This window comes from Sphaerisporangium dianthi, assembly GCF_042654065.1.
Classification (GTDB): Bacteria; Actinomycetota; Actinomycetes; order Streptosporangiales; family Streptosporangiaceae; genus Sphaerisporangium; species Sphaerisporangium dianthi.
In genome coordinates this window covers 196387-210950 of record NZ_JBHSFP010000004.1, presented here as the reverse complement: position 1 = coordinate 210950, position 14564 = coordinate 196387, and the positions used below count along the sequence as shown (strand labels likewise).

At 69.2% G+C, this 14564-nt stretch carries 16 protein-coding genes; 9 read left to right on the top strand and 7 right to left on the bottom strand.

Translation table 11 applies throughout. The annotated features are described in order from the left end of the window. Positions 1 to 72 precede the first annotated feature (72 nt). The 8 genes from rpmH to ACFO60_RS08830 all read left to right on the top strand — a co-directional run bounded on the left by rpmH (position 73) and on the right by ACFO60_RS08830 (position 5753). Positions 73 to 210, top strand: a complete 138-nt coding sequence (gene rpmH, locus ACFO60_RS08865) for a 50S ribosomal protein L34 (protein ID WP_010849920.1) — start codon at positions 73 to 75, stop codon at positions 208 to 210. 100 nt (positions 211 to 310) lie between these two features. After that, positions 311 to 703, top strand: coding sequence for a ribonuclease P protein component (gene rnpA, locus ACFO60_RS08860; protein WP_380839016.1), 393 nt, complete (start codon positions 311 to 313; stop codon positions 701 to 703). 44 nt (positions 704 to 747) lie between these two features. Then, complete coding sequence (gene yidD, locus ACFO60_RS08855) at positions 748 to 1053, top strand: membrane protein insertion efficiency factor YidD (protein ID WP_465269877.1); 306 nt, start codon at positions 748 to 750, stop codon at positions 1051 to 1053. Positions 1054 to 1057: 4 nt separating this feature from the next. Beyond that, complete coding sequence (gene yidC, locus ACFO60_RS08850; RefSeq protein ID WP_380839014.1) at positions 1058 to 2020, top strand: membrane protein insertase YidC; 963 nt, start codon at positions 1058 to 1060, stop codon at positions 2018 to 2020. A gap of 27 nt (positions 2021 to 2047) precedes the next feature. After that, positions 2048 to 2548, top strand: a complete 501-nt coding sequence (locus ACFO60_RS08845) for a Jag family protein (protein ID WP_380839012.1) — start codon at positions 2048 to 2050, stop codon at positions 2546 to 2548. 331 nt (positions 2549 to 2879) lie between these two features. After that, on the top strand, positions 2880 to 3569 hold the full coding sequence (rsmG, locus tag ACFO60_RS08840; RefSeq protein ID WP_380839010.1) for a 16S rRNA (guanine(527)-N(7))-methyltransferase RsmG: 690 nt from the start codon (positions 2880 to 2882) through the stop codon (positions 3567 to 3569). Between the two features lie 224 nt (positions 3570 to 3793). After that, positions 3794 to 4642 (top strand): ParA family protein, encoded by an 849-nt coding sequence (locus tag ACFO60_RS08835; RefSeq protein WP_380839008.1) that lies wholly within the window; start codon positions 3794 to 3796, stop codon positions 4640 to 4642. A 145-nt stretch (positions 4643 to 4787) separates the two neighbouring features. Next, positions 4788 to 5753 carry a ParB/RepB/Spo0J family partition protein gene (locus ACFO60_RS08830; protein ID WP_380839006.1) on the top strand — a complete coding sequence of 322 codons (966 nt, stop codon included), beginning with the start codon at positions 4788 to 4790 and terminating at the stop codon, positions 5751 to 5753. A 743-nt stretch (positions 5754 to 6496) separates the two neighbouring features. On the opposite strand, the gene ACFO60_RS08825 is transcribed toward ACFO60_RS08830, so the two are convergent. From ACFO60_RS08825 to ACFO60_RS08815, 3 genes are all read right to left on the bottom strand, one after another. After that, the gene (locus tag ACFO60_RS08825; protein WP_380839004.1) at positions 6497 to 7552 is read right to left on the bottom strand and encodes a threonine aldolase family protein; all 1056 of its coding nucleotides are present in this window, start codon (positions 7550 to 7552) and stop codon (positions 6497 to 6499) included. Between the two features lie 131 nt (positions 7553 to 7683). Continuing rightward, positions 7684 to 8637, bottom strand: coding sequence for a D-alanine--D-alanine ligase family protein (locus ACFO60_RS08820; protein ID WP_380839002.1), 954 nt, complete (start codon positions 8635 to 8637; stop codon positions 7684 to 7686). A gap of 78 nt (positions 8638 to 8715) precedes the next feature. Then, complete coding sequence (locus tag ACFO60_RS08815; RefSeq protein WP_380839324.1) at positions 8716 to 9948, bottom strand: aminotransferase-like domain-containing protein; 1233 nt, start codon at positions 9946 to 9948, stop codon at positions 8716 to 8718. A gap of 566 nt (positions 9949 to 10514) precedes the next feature. On the opposite strand from ACFO60_RS08815, the gene ACFO60_RS08810 reads away from it, so the two are divergent. Continuing rightward, positions 10515 to 11132: a GNAT family N-acetyltransferase gene (locus tag ACFO60_RS08810; RefSeq protein ID WP_380839000.1), complete on the top strand. Its 618-nt coding sequence runs from the start codon at positions 10515 to 10517 to the stop codon at positions 11130 to 11132. Between the two features lie 163 nt (positions 11133 to 11295). On the opposite strand, the gene trxA is transcribed toward ACFO60_RS08810, so the two are convergent. The 4 genes from trxA to sigM form a co-directional block, all read right to left on the bottom strand. Then, the gene (trxA, locus tag ACFO60_RS08805; RefSeq protein ID WP_465269876.1) at positions 11296 to 11619 is read right to left on the bottom strand and encodes a thioredoxin; all 324 of its coding nucleotides are present in this window, start codon (positions 11617 to 11619) and stop codon (positions 11296 to 11298) included. Between the two features lie 39 nt (positions 11620 to 11658). Continuing rightward, positions 11659 to 12627, bottom strand: coding sequence for a thioredoxin-disulfide reductase (gene trxB / locus ACFO60_RS08800; protein ID WP_380838998.1), 969 nt, complete (start codon positions 12625 to 12627; stop codon positions 11659 to 11661). 238 nt (positions 12628 to 12865) lie between these two features. Continuing rightward, a complete protein-coding gene (locus tag ACFO60_RS08795; RefSeq protein ID WP_380838997.1) occupies positions 12866 to 13894 on the bottom strand; it encodes a zf-HC2 domain-containing protein in 1029 nt (342 codons plus the stop codon). Between the two features lie 13 nt (positions 13895 to 13907). After that, entirely contained in the window at positions 13908 to 14552 is a 645-nt protein-coding gene (sigM, locus tag ACFO60_RS08790; RefSeq protein ID WP_380838995.1) for an RNA polymerase sigma factor SigM, read from the bottom strand. Positions 14553 to 14564 lie beyond the last annotated feature (12 nt).

Genomic DNA, 14564 nt, shown 5'->3' with positions numbered 1-14564 from the left:
AATAGACAGGCCATGCCCTGTGTGTCAATCGCTCGCACCGTGTGCGGGTGAACTCAAGCCTGGAGCCCACTCGTGAGCAAGCGTACTTTCCAGCCGAACAACCGTCGTCGCGCGAAGACCCACGGCTTCCGGCTGCGCATGCGCACGCGGGCCGGCCGCGCCATCCTCGCCGCCCGCCGTCGCAAGGGCCGCGCGGAGCTGTCCGCCTGACAGCGTCGAGCGCCCGGTGCGTGTTCGCCTCGCCCGTCGGAACTGACCGGCGGGCGATAGCCGTGCCCGGGCGTCTGCCGGTCTGAAAGCAGGTCCAGTCGTGCTGCCGTCCGCCTCCCGAATGCGCCGGGCCGAAGAGTTCGCGAGCGCGATCCGAAAAGGAAGGCGCGCGGGGCGCCCCGCCCTGGTCGCCCACTTCAGCGACCGGGGCGATCCCCACGACCCTCCCCTGGTCGGCTTCGTGGTCAGCAAGGCGGTCGGCGGCGCGGTCGTCCGCAACCAGGTCAAGCGTCGGCTGAGGCACCTGATGCGGCCCCGCCTGCATGCGCTCCCGCGAGGTAGCCTGCTTGTTGTACGCGCCAATCCACAGGCGGCGTCCGCGCGAAGCGAGCACCTCGCCGCCGAGCTCGACGCCGCGCTGGACCGGTTGATCGGGCGGCGGGCGTCTGGGCGACGGTCCGATCGCCCGGCCGCGACGGACGGACAGGCATGACCAACGGAGATCCAGAGGCGAGAGAACGGGACGCGGGCGGGCACATGATTCCCTCGCCGAGCGCGACCGTGGACACGGGGCGGTCCCCCGCGATCTCGGTGAGCGCCCGTGTCCTCATCGCCCCGATCCGGTTCTATCGAGCCTTCATAAGCCCCCTCCTTGGGCCGCGATGCCGCTTCGAACCGTCCTGCAGTGCCTATGGCCTCGAGGCGATCGCCGTCCACGGCGCGTTGCGCGGGCTGTGGCTGACCGCCAGGCGAATCGGGCGTTGCCACCCCTTCCACCCGGGAGGTTACGACCCGGTGCCTCCGCGCCCGGTCCGGTCCCACGACGAAACGCAAGGGAGCTAGCTCGGTGGAGCTGACATTCCTGGAACCGCTGTACACCGCGGTAGCGACGGTGATCGCGTGGATTCACGCGGCGTACAGCGTCATCATCCCCCCGGACAACGGGCTGAACTGGGCACTGACCATCATCACGCTCACCGTGCTGATGCGTCTGCTGATCTTCCCGCTCTTCCTCAAGCAGATGCGCTCGTCGAAGAAGATGCAGGAACTCGCCCCCAAGGTGCAAGAGCTGCGCAAGCGGTACAAGAACGACAAGCAGCGCATGAACCAGGAGGTCATGAAGGTCTACCAGGAGGCCGGCGCCAACCCGCTGGGCGGCTGCCTGCCCGTGGTGGCCCAGTTCCCGATCTTCATCTCCGTGTTCACCGTGCTGCGGTCGATCGCCGAGGACAAGGCCGCCCACGGCATGACGCAGGAGATGGTGGACTCCGCGCGGTCCGCCCACATCTTCGGCGCGCCGATCCCCGCGACGTTCTTCACCAGCGGGGCCGAGATCCACGCCCTCGGCGCCGACCCGATCATCACGAAGATCATCCTGGGGATCTTCGTGGCGGTCAGCTCCGCCACCACCTTCCTCACGGTGCGGCAGAGCGTCACGCGCTCCATGGCGCAGATGCCCGACAACCCCATGGCGCAGCAGCAGAAGATCCTGATGTACATCTCGCCGCTGTTCGCGATCTTCAGCTTGAACTTCGCTCTCGGGCTTATCCTTTACTGGGTCACCACCAACCTGTGGACCTTGGGTCAGCAACACTGGTTCTACAGCCGGCATCCGATGCCGGTGGTCGACGCCAAGGGCAACATGGTGACGCCCGAGCCCAAGCCAGGGCTGCTGAGCAAGATCCTGCCGGGGAAGGCCGAAGCCAAGGAGCCCGCCGACGCGCCGCCGCCGGAGCCGGAACAGAAGATCGTTCGTCAGCAGCCCACGCGGCAGCCGCGCAGCAAGCGCACAGGTAGCAAGAAGCCGTAGCCGGTTGTCTTAAAGGAGAGTCCGGACGTGACCGAAGTCAACGAGGAGCAGGCCCCGAAGGCCGCGCCCGACATCGCCGCGCTGGAGCAGGAGGGCGAGATCGCGGCCGACTACCTCGAAGGTCTGCTGGACATCGCCGACCTCGACGGCGATATCGACATGGACGTCGAAGGCGACCGCGCCCTCGTGTCCATCGTTGACATCAAGGGCAACGACCTCGTCGGCGAGAACGGCGAGGTGCTGGAAGCGCTGCAGGAGCTCACCCGCCTCGCCGTGCACCGCCGCACGGGCGAACGTTCCCGCCTGATGCTCGACGTCGCCGGTTACCGGCAGGGCAAGCGCGCCGAGCTGAGCAAGCTCGGTGCCAAGACCGCCGAGGATGTCAAGCGCTCAGGCGAGGCCAAGTCCCTGCAGCCGATGACGCCTTTCGAGCGCAAGATCGTGCACGACGCCGTCGCCGCGGCCGGCCTGCGGAGCGAGTCCGAGGGCGAGGAGCCCGAGCGCTACGTCGTCGTCCTCCCCGCCTGACCGCAGAGAGCGCCCTCGCCACAGAGGCGCGAAGCGAACAAGCCTGGCAACTCGGGCGAAGGCCGCCGATTCGTGAGGATCGGCGGCCTTCGGCCGTTCAGGCTCTTCCCGCCCGCGTGCGCCCGGCCATCCGATGCGTCGTCCCGTTTGTAGCGCTGTAGGGCCTTCTCGCCGTGCGGGCGCCGGTCCGCTTGCCCTGATCACTCCACCGCCCTGTCTCGGAGCGGCACGCCGGGCGCGGCCTCGCTGATCGGACGCGTCGAGCCGTCGGCGACGGCGGAGAGGGCTACCCTTACGCGAAGATATGGTGACCGTTCTAGTTGAGTGAGTGATGGCGGAAAGCGATGAACTGCCCGACGCGCCCGATGCGGCGCGCGCGGTCTTCACCGGTGAGGCGTGGCCCCGGGCCAGGGCGTTCGCTGAGATGCTGGCGGGTCCCGGCGTCGTGCGAGGGCTGCTCGGACCCAGGGAGGTCTCGCGCATCTGGGACCGGCACCTGCTCAACTGCGCCGTGGTGGCCGAGGCGGTGCCCGAGGACGCGCACCTGGTCGACATCGGTTCCGGAGCCGGGCTGCCCGGCATCGTGCTGGCGATCGTGCGGCCCGATGTGAGCGTGACCCTTCTTGAGCCGCTCCTGCGCAGGACGACGTTCCTGGAGGAGTGCGTTGAGGAGCTCAAGCTGGACAACGTCGAGGTGCTTCGCGGACGCGCCGAAGAACTGGTGGGCAAGCGGGTCTTCGACGTGGCCTCCGCGCGCGCCGTCGCGCCGCTCGACCGCCTGCTCGCCTGGTCTCTGCCCCTCCTGCGCGAAGGCGGACAGCTCCTTGCGATGAAGGGGGAACGCGCCGCAGAGGAACTCGACGACGCGACACGGCAATTGGAGACCTACGGGGTGCGTTCTGCCGAACTTGTCACGGTCGGGCGCGGTAAGGTCGATCCGCCCGCGACTCTCGTCCGGGTGGTCGCCGGACGCTCGCCAGCTCGAAGTGCGCAGGGTGCGCGGCGCCGACGGAAGAGGTGACGGTTATGCCGGATACGGCAGGCGGCCTTGGATGGCCCGCTGGTCATGTCTCCGCCACAAGCGGAAGGCCCTCAGGTCTCGGCTGGCCGATCTCCCCTGATGCCGCCCCGCCGGTTGAAAGGACGACGACCGTGTCTCAGTCCCCCCTTAACCCCGGCGATTCGCCGCTGGTCCGAGAGGCGCTCAGCTCAGTGGTTTCACGTGAAACAACTCCATCAGCTCCGGTGGCCGCCGCTTCGATCGGCTATTCGTCCTCCCTGCAGGAGGGGGACTGGCCGCGTCCCCCGAAGCCGCGGATCATCACCATCGCCAACCAGAAGGGCGGTGTCGGCAAGACGACGACGGCGGTCAACCTCGCGGCGGGGCTGTCGATGCACGGCCAGCGTGTGCTCGTCGTCGACCTCGACCCTCAGGGCAACGCCTCCACCGCGCTGTCCGTCGAACACCGCGGTGACATTCCCTCGGTCTACCAGGTGCTGGTCGAGGACCTGCCGCTCAAAGAGATCGTCAGCCCGGTGCCCGACATGCCCAACCTGTACTGCGCTCCGGCGACCATCGGCCTGGCCGGCGCCGAGATCGAGCTGGTGTCGCTGGTCGCCCGCGAGGCGCGGCTCAAGCGGGCGCTGGAGGCCTTCGACGCGGTCGACCTGGACTACATCCTCATCGACTGCCCGCCGTCGCTCGGTCTGCTCACCGTGAACGCCATGGTCGCGGCCGAGGAGGTCATGATCCCCATCCAGTGCGAGTACTACGCGCTGGAAGGCGTCAGCCAGCTCCTGCAGAACGTCGAGCTGGTCCGCGTCCACCTCAACCAGAAGCTCAAGGTCTCGACCATCCTGCTCACGATGTACGACGGCCGCACGCGGCTGGCGTCGCAGGTGGCCGACGAAGTTCGGTCCCACTTCGGTGACACCGTCCTCAACACGGTCATCCCGCGGAGTGTCCGGGTGTCCGAGGCGCCCAGCTACGGCCAGTCCGTGCTGACCTACGACGCGGGCTCCAGCGGCGCCCTGGCGTACATGGAGGCGGCGCGAGAGATCGCCTTCCGTGCCGCGGCCGTGGCGGGAAGCTGACCCCCTCCGGCAGCGGTACCCTCCTGTGGAGCGTCCCGCGCCGGGTTCCGGCCGATCAAGACCGAATTCGAGGAATACGCGGCGACAGAGGCGGTGCCGGTGGTGACCGTCTCCGCGCAGGCGAGGCGTTGGGCGAGGAGGAGTCGTGGCTCAGCAGAGGCGTGGTGGATTGGGGAAGGGGCTCGCGGCCCTGATCCCCAACGGGCCGGTCGTCGAGGCGCCGAGCCCGGCGGGGTCGGTCGAGCAAGCCCCGCCGGTCGTCGATGACGGGCCGAAGCCGGTCGCGGGGGCGTACTTCCTGGAGATCCCGCTCAGCTCGGTGATCCCGAACTCACGGCAGCCCAGGGACATCTTCGACGAGGACGCGCTCCGCGAGCTCGCCGACTCCATCAGCGAGGTCGGGCTCCTCCAGCCCATCGTGGTGCGCGCCGCGGGCGATGGACGCTACGAGCTGATCATGGGGGAGCGGCGCTGGCGCGCGTCGAAGCTGCTGGGCATGACGGAGATCCCCGCGATCGTCCGGAGCACCCAGGACGACGAGATGCTCCGCGAGGCGCTCATCGAGAACCTCCAGCGGGAGCAGCTCAACGCGCTGGAGGAGGCCGCGGCCTACCGTCAGCTCCTGGACGACTTCGGCGCGACGCACGAGCAGCTCGCCCAGCGGGTCGGACGTTCCCGCTCGCACATCACCAACACTCTGCGCCTGCTCAACCTGCCCGCCAGCGTCCAGACACGCGTGGCGGCCGGCACGATCAGCGCGGGCCACGCGCGGGCGCTGCTCGGGCTCAGCGATCCGGCGGCACAGGAGCACCTCGCGAACCGCATCTTCGCCGAGGGGCTGTCCGTGCGCACCGTGGAGGAGATCGTCTCCATGGGCGAGGCGACCGCGGCCCCCGCGCCCCGGGCGCGCCGTGTGAAGGACGCCCCCGAGCCGGTCCTGGCACATCTCGCCCACCGGCTGTCCGACCATTTCGAGACCCGCGTCAAGGTGGACCTCGGTCGCCACAAGGGCCGCATCGTCGTGGAGTTCGCCACGATGGACGACCTCGAACGCATCATCGGCGCCATGGCCCCCGAAGCCGCCACCGTCATCTACGCCCCCGAAGACTGACCCTCCGAAGACCGACCTCCGAGACCGACTCCGGAGACTGCCCCCCGAAGAGAGACCCTCCGGAGCTGTCCCTCCGGAGCTGTCCCTCCGGAGCTGTCCCTCCGGAGACCGCCCCGACCGCCTGGCCTTCAGGCCGTTTGAGGTCCGGCTCTCGGGCCGTCTCTGCCGTCCGGCTCTCCGAGGAGCGTTCGGTGGTCGGCACTCGAAGGCTCCCTGATACCCCTGCCGCCGCCGGAGCGGCGATACGACGAGAGCGTGCACGCCCCTCAGGTCTGTCGTGTCGATCGCGCACGTCCTCGCGCCGCTGAGGGGACACCTGGGTCTTTCTTCGGCGAACGGCGAGGGTGCGCAACCCCGCGCGTCCGTCACGTCGACCGCGCATGTCCTCGCGCCGTTGAGGGATAGCTCACCCCTTCCTCGGCGCAGCGAAGGGGGACAAGGAGATGCGGTGTTTCACGTGAAACAGGCCCGGCCTCGGGCGTGGCGGGGTCGACCCTGAAGGACGACCCGCGCGCGACGTGTTTCACGTGAAACGGTGGATCGATGTCATGGTCGAGGCCGGTCGTTTGGACGCCAGAAGGCGACCGCCAACCTGCCGCATGTTTCACGTGAAACGTGATGCCGGAGCCGGGTGGCCGCTGGGCCGGTCTTGCGTACCGGGCCACGAGGCAGCGGTTCCTGGCGTGCGGCCGGAAGGCGGCGATGCCTGGCCATGGTCAGGGGCAGCGGTTCCCGGCGCGCGGTCAGGAGGTCGCGGCCTTGAGGGCCTGGCGGATGTCGGCGGCGAAGGTGTCCACATCTTCGGGGGAGGTGTCGAACGCCGTCATCCAGCGGACGATGCCGAGCGAGGCGTCCCACACGTGGAACAGGTAACGCGCCTGGAGCTCGGGAATCACCTCGGCCGGCAGTGAGGCGAAGACGGCGTTGGACTCGACCGGCCACGTGATGCTCAGCCCAGGGACATCTGCGACGCTCTCGGCGAGCCGGCGTGCCATCGCGTTCGCGTGTTCGGCGTTGCGCCGCCACAGCTCGCCGGTCAGCAGCACGGAAACCTGGGCCGAGACGAAGCGCATCTTGGAGGCGAGCTGAAGCGTCTGTCGCCGGAGGTACGGTCCGGCCTCCGCGAGGTCCGGGCGCAGGACGATCACCGCTTCCCCGACGGCGGCGCCATTCTTGCTCGCCCCGAAGCTGAGCACGTCCACCCCGGCCTCGGTGGTCAGTTCGCGCAGTGAGCAGCCGAGGTGGGCGGCGGCGTTGGCCAGGCGGGCTCCGTCCATGTGGAGCAGCAGGCCGTTGTCGTGAGCGGTGCGGGCGATCGCGGCGACCTCGTCGGCGGTGTAGCAGGTGCCGAGCTCGGTGACCTGTGAGATGGACACGACGCGCGGCTGCACCTCGCTGATGTTGCCTCGCCCGCCGAGCCGCGCGGTGATGTCGGCGGGAGTCAGCTTCCCGTCCCGCGTCGGGACGGTGACGAGCTTGACTCCGAGCACCCGCTCGCTGGCTCCCGTCTCGTGGGTGGCGATGTGCGCCGTCTCCGGGCAGATGATCGCCTCGTACCGGCGTCCCAGCATCATGCTCAGGGAGAGCATGTTGGCGCCGGTGCCGTTGAGCACGACCAGGCTCGTGGCGTGGTCACCGAACTCGGCGCGCACCTGCTCGGCCAGCGCGCCGGTCCAGGCGTCGTCGCCGTACGCGGGGGCGTCGCCGGTGTTGGCGGCGGTCACGGCCTCGATGACGGCGGGATGGGCTCCGGCGTGGTTGTCGCTCGCGAAGCTCTTGGAGTAAAGCTGTTCGATCACGCCGCAAGGCTACGCCGCGGACCTCGCCACCCGCGGGCCGGGCCGCTCCAGGAAGTCCTGGAGCGGTAGAGCGACGCTGTGACAGAGCGGCTGAGCGCGGCGGGCCGCGATGGAGCCGGCCGGGAGGGTGGTCAGCGGGCGCGCTTGACGGCGGCGTGGAGAAGGCCGCGGCAGATGGCGCCGAGGTCCTCTCCTGCGGCCTCCACGGCCATCGGCATCAGGGATGTCTCGGTCATCCCGGGGGCGACGTTGACCTCCAGGAAGTGCGGCTGCCCCTTGGCGTCGACGATGATGTCGGTGCGGGAGAGGTCGCGCAGCCCGAGGGCCGTGTGCGCGGTGACGGCGAGCTGAGCGCACGCCTCCGCGACCTCCGGCCTGAGCCGCGCCGGCGCGAAGAACTCGGTGCGCCCCGCCGTGTAGCGCGCGGAGTAGTCGTACACGCCCTCGTCGGCGACGATCTCGACCGGCGGCAGGGCGGTGGGCCCGTCCCCGAGGTCGATCACCGAGACCGCGACCTCCACGCCCTCGACGTACTGCTCGACCAGCGCCGTGTCGCCGTAGGCGAAGCATCCGACCATGGCCGCGGGCAGTTCGTCGGCCTTGCGGACGATGGAACCGCCCAGCGCCGACCCGCCGTGCGACGGCTTGACGAACAGCGGCAGGCCGAGCCGGTCGATGATGCGGCCGAGCACGGCCGACGCGCCGAGGTCGTGGAAGGTCTCTTTGGGGAGCACGACGGCGTCGGGCGTGCGGACGCCGACCGAGCGGACCATCGTCTTGGCCGTCGGCTTGTCGAAGGCGATGCGACAGGCCTCAGGCGCGGCGCCCACGTACGGCAGGTCGAGCAGTTCGAGCACCGAGCGGATGGCGCCGTCCTCGCCGCTGCCGCCGTGCAGCGTCACGAACACCACGTCCGGAGGATCGGCCAGGACGGAGGGAACGAGGCTCGCGTCGGTGTCCCGCGTCTCGACGTCGACCCCGGACGCACGAAGCACTTCGCTCACGCGACGACCCGAGCGCAGGGAGACCTCGCGCTCGTAGGACAGCCCGCCCGCAAGTACCAGCACATGACCGAGATCGCTCATCGAGGACCTTTCTACCGCTCGCTCTTCAAAGGGCAGGCGCCACCCCTGCCGGGGGAGGCGCCTGCCGCACGTCGTCTTTCAGGCTAGGTCGGGGCCGGGGGTGTCCACCCCACCGTGGGCGGGGGCGGACCCGGTGCCGAACGTGTCGCGTATGAGCAGTTCTTGCTGGATCACTCCGGACAGCCTGCGGACACCCTCACGGATGCGGTCGGGCTCGGGGTAGCAGTACGACAGGCGCATGTGTCGCGCGCCGGAGCCGTCGGCGTAGAAACCCGTGCCGGGCACGAACGCCACCCGCTCGGCGACGGCTCGGGGCAGGATCGCCTTGGAGTCGAGCCCTTCGGGCAGCGTCATCCAGACGAAGAACCCGCCGGCGGGCCGCGTCCAGACGCAGCCGGGCGGCATGAGCGCTTCCATCGCGCCGAGCAGGGCGTCACGCCGCTCGCGGTAGAGCTCGCGGAACGACTTGATCTGCTCGCGCCACGGCTGGCTCGCCAGGTATTGCCCGACGGCCAGCTGCGAGAAGCTCGAATGCGACAGGACGGCGGACTCCATGGCCAGCACCAGCTTGTCCCGGACGGCGTGCGGGGCCAGCGCCCAGCCGACGCGGAAGCCGGGGGCCAGCGTCTTGGAGAACGAACCGAGATAGACCACGCCGTCCGGGTCGTCCGCCCGCAACGCCCGCATGGGGTCGCCGTCGAAGCCCAGCAGGCCGTACGGGTTGTCCTCCACCACCAGCACATCGGCCCTGTGGCAGATCTCCAAGACCTGGTGGCGGCGTGCGGCGCTGAGCGTGACCCCGGCGGGGTTCTGGAAGTTCGGCACGGTGTAGAGGAACTTGATGCGGCGGCCTTCGCGTGCCAGCGCGTCGATGGTCGCGGAGAGCTCTTCGGGGATGAGCCCCTCGTCGTCCATGGCGACGTGCACCACGGACGCCTGGTAGGCGGCGAACGTGCCCAGGGCGCCGACGTAGGAGGGGCCTTCGGCGAGGACCACGTCGCCCGGGTCGATGAAGATGCGCGTGATCAGGTCGAGGGCCTGCTGGGAACCGACAGTGACGACGACGTCGTCGGGGCCGGCCTCGATGCCCTCCAGGCGCATGACCTCGCAGATCTGCTCGCGCAGGTGAGGATCGCCCTGGCCGGAGCCGTACTGCAGGGCCACGGTGCCGCGATGGGCCACCAGGTCGGCGACGATCTCGCCGACGGTGTCGAGGGGGAGGGCCGTGACGTACGGCATGCCGCCGGCCAGCGAGACCACCTCGGGCCTCGATGCGACGGCGAAAAGAGCTCGGATCTCGGAGGCCACCATGCCGGCCGCGCGTGCGGCGTACCGATCGATGTAGGCGTCGATGCGCGACCCGTGGGTCGCCGTCCTCCGACCGTGATCCTGCTCTTCCGTCACGGTCCACCTCCTAGGGCATAGCCGAGCCAGGTTTGTTGCGGAGTGACCAGACTACGGCAGAGACCTCGAACGCTTCCCCGAATTACTCACTCCAGGTTCTTCTTCCGGCATTTCGACCGGGATTTCTGGGGTGCGCTTTCCCTCTTCCGGGGTGCGCGGAGGCTCCCCGCCCAAGCCGCCTCGGCCCTCGGCGAATCGCCGGTGGAGGCATCTCCGGGGAACGCCGGCGGCGGTCCGGAGTGGCTCTCACGGGCTCGGCGTGGTCTTCGCCCTGCTCGGAGATTCTCGGCGGTCCTCCGGCCGCGACAGGACGGCGCCAGTGACGGCGCCAGTGACGGCGACTGGCGGGGGAAGTTCGGACGGCAGGACCCGCCTATCCCCTTTCACTCGGCTACCATGCCAGTTTGGAGACGCCGTGATTCGTGCGCATTTCCGCCATGACTCGCGTGGTCTCGCAAGGATTGGGGGACGAGGTGTCGCGTCGGCTGGTCAACGTCACGCTGGACAACCTTGATGATCTGCCGCGCCGCTGCCGGCGATGTGTCTTCTGGGAGCTCGACCCGGTCAGCGGTGAGCGTGCGCAGATGGCCGGCGATCCAGAGCTGGAGAAGGAGGCGTGGATCTCGGCGACCCTGCTCGAGTGGGGCAGCTGCGGCAAGATCTGCTACGTCGACGGGGTTCCGGCCGGTTTCGTGCTCTACGCGCCGCCGCTTTACGTGCCACGCTCGGTGGCCTTCCCCACCTCTCCGGTCAGCGCGGACGCCGTCCTGCTGATGACCGCGCACATCATCCCGGAATTCTCCGGCGGCGGGCTCGGCCGCATGCTGATCCAGGGGGTGGCGAAAGACCTGACGCGGCGCGGAGTTCGGGCGATCGAGGCGTTCGGTGACCTCAAATGGGAGCAACCGGGCTGCGTCATGCCCGCCGAGTATTTGCTGGCCGTGGGGTTCAAGACGGTACGCCCCCATCTGCGATTCCCGCGGCTGAGGTTGGAGCTCAAGACCGCGGCCTCATGGCGCGAGGACGTCGAGGTGGCGCTGGAGCGTCTGCTGGGCTCCATGAGCCCAGAACGCGCCCTTCGCCCCGTCTGAGGGTGATCTCAGCTCCGCCCGGCGACCATCGGCGCCCGCGAACGACACAGAGCCCTCCGCGCCGGTGGCGCGAAGGGCTCCGCTGGGTGGGCGTGCCGCCCGGAAGGAGGCGGCGGGGTGGTACGGCTCGCCCGGTCGCCGATGGCGCGAGTCGCAGGGGCTTCTAGATGACGCCGTCGAGCTCGCGGAGCAGCATGGCCTTCGGCTTGGCTCCGATGATCTGCTTCACGACCTCTCCACCCTTGTAGACGTTCAGGGTCGGGATCTGGAGCACGCCATAGTCGCGCGGGGTCGCCGGGTTCTCGTCAATGTTGATCTTGACGATGGTGAGCTTGTCGGCGTGCTCGGCCGCGATCTCCTGCAGGATCGGCGCGACCTGCCGGCACGGGCCGCACCACTCGGCCCAGAAGTCGACGAGCACGGGCTTGTCGCTCTTGAGCACCTCGGCCTCGAAGGTGGCGTCGGTTACGGACTTGATGTCGCCCACGATGTTCTCCCCTTGACTTTTGGCGGGTTGCGGTGACGGTCAACTGGTGGCGGTCGAACTGGTGGCGGTCGCGACGGTGTCGGCGCTGTCCGCGAGCCACCGTTCGGCGTCGATCGCCGCCGCGCAGCCGGTGCCCGCGGCGGTGATGGCCTGGCGGTAGGTGTGGTCGACGACGTCGCCGCAGGCGAAGACGCCGTCCAGGTTGGTCCTGGTGCTCTGCCCGTCGACCTTGATGTAGCCCTCGTCGTCCAGCTTGAGCTGGCCCTTGAACAGCTCGCTGCGCGGGTCGTGTCCGATGGCGACGAACATGCCGCCCACGGCCAGCTCGGTCTGTTCGCCGGTGACGACGTTGCTGACCTTGATCCCGGACACCCGGGTGTCTCCGACGACGTCGACGACCTGGCTGTCCCAGAGGAAGCGGATCTTCTCGTTCGCGAAGGCGCGGTCCTGCATGATCTTGCTGGCGCGCAGTTCGGAACGGCGATGGATCACGGTGACCGTCCTGGCGAAGCGGCTGAGGAAGGTGGCCTCCTCCATGGCGGTGTCGCCGCCTCCGACGACCACGATGTCCTGGTCACGGAAGAAGAAGCCGTCGCAGGTGGCACACCAGGAGACGCCGCGGCCGGACAGCCGCTTCTCGTTCGGCAGACCGAGCTCGCGGTATCCCGAGCCGGTGGCGACGATGACCGTCTTGGCCAGGTGGGTCTCGGTCGCGGTCTTGACGACCTTGGGCGTCCGGGTCAGGTCGACCTCGACGACATCGTCCGCGACCAGCTCGGCGCCGAAGCGCTCGGCCTGCTTGCGGAAGTTGTCCATCAGTTCCGGACCCATGATGCCGTCCGGGAAGCCGGGGAAGTTCTCGACCTCGGTCGTGTTCATGAGCGCGCCACCGGCGGTGACGGATCCCTCGAACACGAGAGGGTTGAGATCGGCGCGCGCCGCGTAGACCGCCGCCGTATAACCGGCCGGGCCGGACCCAATGATGATCACATTACGGACGTCGCTCACGCCTCTCGCCTTTCTGCGCATGGTGTCCCGGCTGATCGCCGATGTGCGTCGCCGCACGCTGTCCGGCTCTGGTAACCCGTTCGTGGATGCCAGTGGCGTCAACAGATCCTAGGCGTCCGGGATTCCCACCCCAGGAAAGCCGCGCCTTCCACAAGAAAAAGCCCTCCGCGGGGACCCGCGGAGGACTTGTTCGACACTGATCCGGGAGGGACGGGACGTCCCTCCCTGCGATTCCTGCCTACTGCCAGCGGCTCACCGACGGCGGCCGCATGTTGCGGCAGTTGTCGTCCACGACGTACACCCACACGGCATTGTGCAGACGATTCTTCCAGAAGGCCATCACTGTGGCCTCACTGCCCTGGTAGAACGCCTGGTCGACGCCGATCGGGTTGGGGTTCTTCCGCGAGCCCAACTGGTCTCCCACCTGCTCGGAGATGCGGGTGATGCACCGCACCACCCCAGGGTCGCCTGAGGCGTCGCCGGTGGAACCCGGGCCGTAGGCGCCGACGTAGGTCGCCAGCGGACCGCTGAGCACCGCGTTGGAGTAGTTGAAGTCGCTCTTGCCGATCACATAGCTCGGAGCCGACCCCGTGGTCACGGTGGGCTGCGGCACCCGGCTGGGCACCGCCGACGCCGTCGTGGGGATGTCCAAGGCGATGACCGGACCGCTTCCCGTCCCCCCACCGGGACCCGAGGCCGACAGCAGGCTCGCCGACAACCCTGCGACACCGAGGACGGTCGCCGCCGCCACGCTCGCCACCGCGGGCATTCTCCAGCCCTGCCGCCGGGACGCCTTGCGGCGGCGTCTCGCGGGGACGACCGTGCCGTCGTCGGCCACGACGCCGAGGCGCACGACCTCCTGCGGTTCTGGAACCGGCGGTGCGAACGGCTCGGCGGTCGCCGCGGGTATCGCCCGCAGCGGTGACGCCGGAACCGTCATAGGCGGCTCGGGCGTGGTCTCCCAAGGAGAGGCCGGCGAGGTCTCCCAGGGGGAGTCGGCCATGATGCGGTCCCAGTCGGGCGCCTCGTCGAGCCGGAGCCCGCCGCTGGACCGCCTGGTCTCGGCTTCGGCGCCCAGTGCCTTGTCGATGCGGAGCGCGACGCCCATCGGCATCGCGGGCACCGGCACTCCCGCGAGCATCTCGCGGACCGCGGCCAGGTCGGCGAGGCTCTCCCCGCAGGGATCGCATACCGCGAGATGCTCGCGGACCCGCGCGGCCGTGGCGCCGTCGAGAAGACCCTCTGCCAACTCGGCAAGGATCTCCATATCGTAGTGCGTATCACCCGTCACGAAGTTCTGCTCCCTTCGCGGATGAGACGCGAGATAGGTCCGAACGGTTCCGCAGATGGGAAAGAATCGGGGCAAGTTTGGCGCGTCCCCGTGCGCAACGGCTCTTGACGGTGCCGGTCGGCACACCGAGCACCTGAGCGGCGTCCTCGACCGAGTACCCCATCATGTCCACCAGCACCAACGCGGCGCGCTGGTCGGCCGGGAGCAACTTGAGGGCGGCCGTGACCTCCATGGAGACGTCGCGATCTCCGGTCTGGTCGGGTACCGGCGTGTCCCGCTCGGCGGCCTCGACGAGTTCGTCGTCGGCGACCGGGCGGATCGACTTGCGGCGCATGCGGTCGAGGCAGGCGTTCACGACGATGCGGTGGAGCCAGGTGGTCACCGCCGCTTCGCCGCGGAAACTGTCGGCCTTGCGGTAGGCGGAGACGAAGGCGTCCTGTACGGCGTCGGCCGCCTCGTCGGGGTCACCGAGCGTGCGCAGAGCCACCGCCCACATGCGGTCGCGATGGCGCCGGACGATCTCACTGAAAGCGTGTGGATCGCCGCCGATATGGCTCGTCAGCAGGTCGGCGTCGGACAACGCGGACCGTGCGGCGTGCTGAGCCGCCGGCGGGCTATCGGGAGGAAGGTTCACAACGCGTGTCCT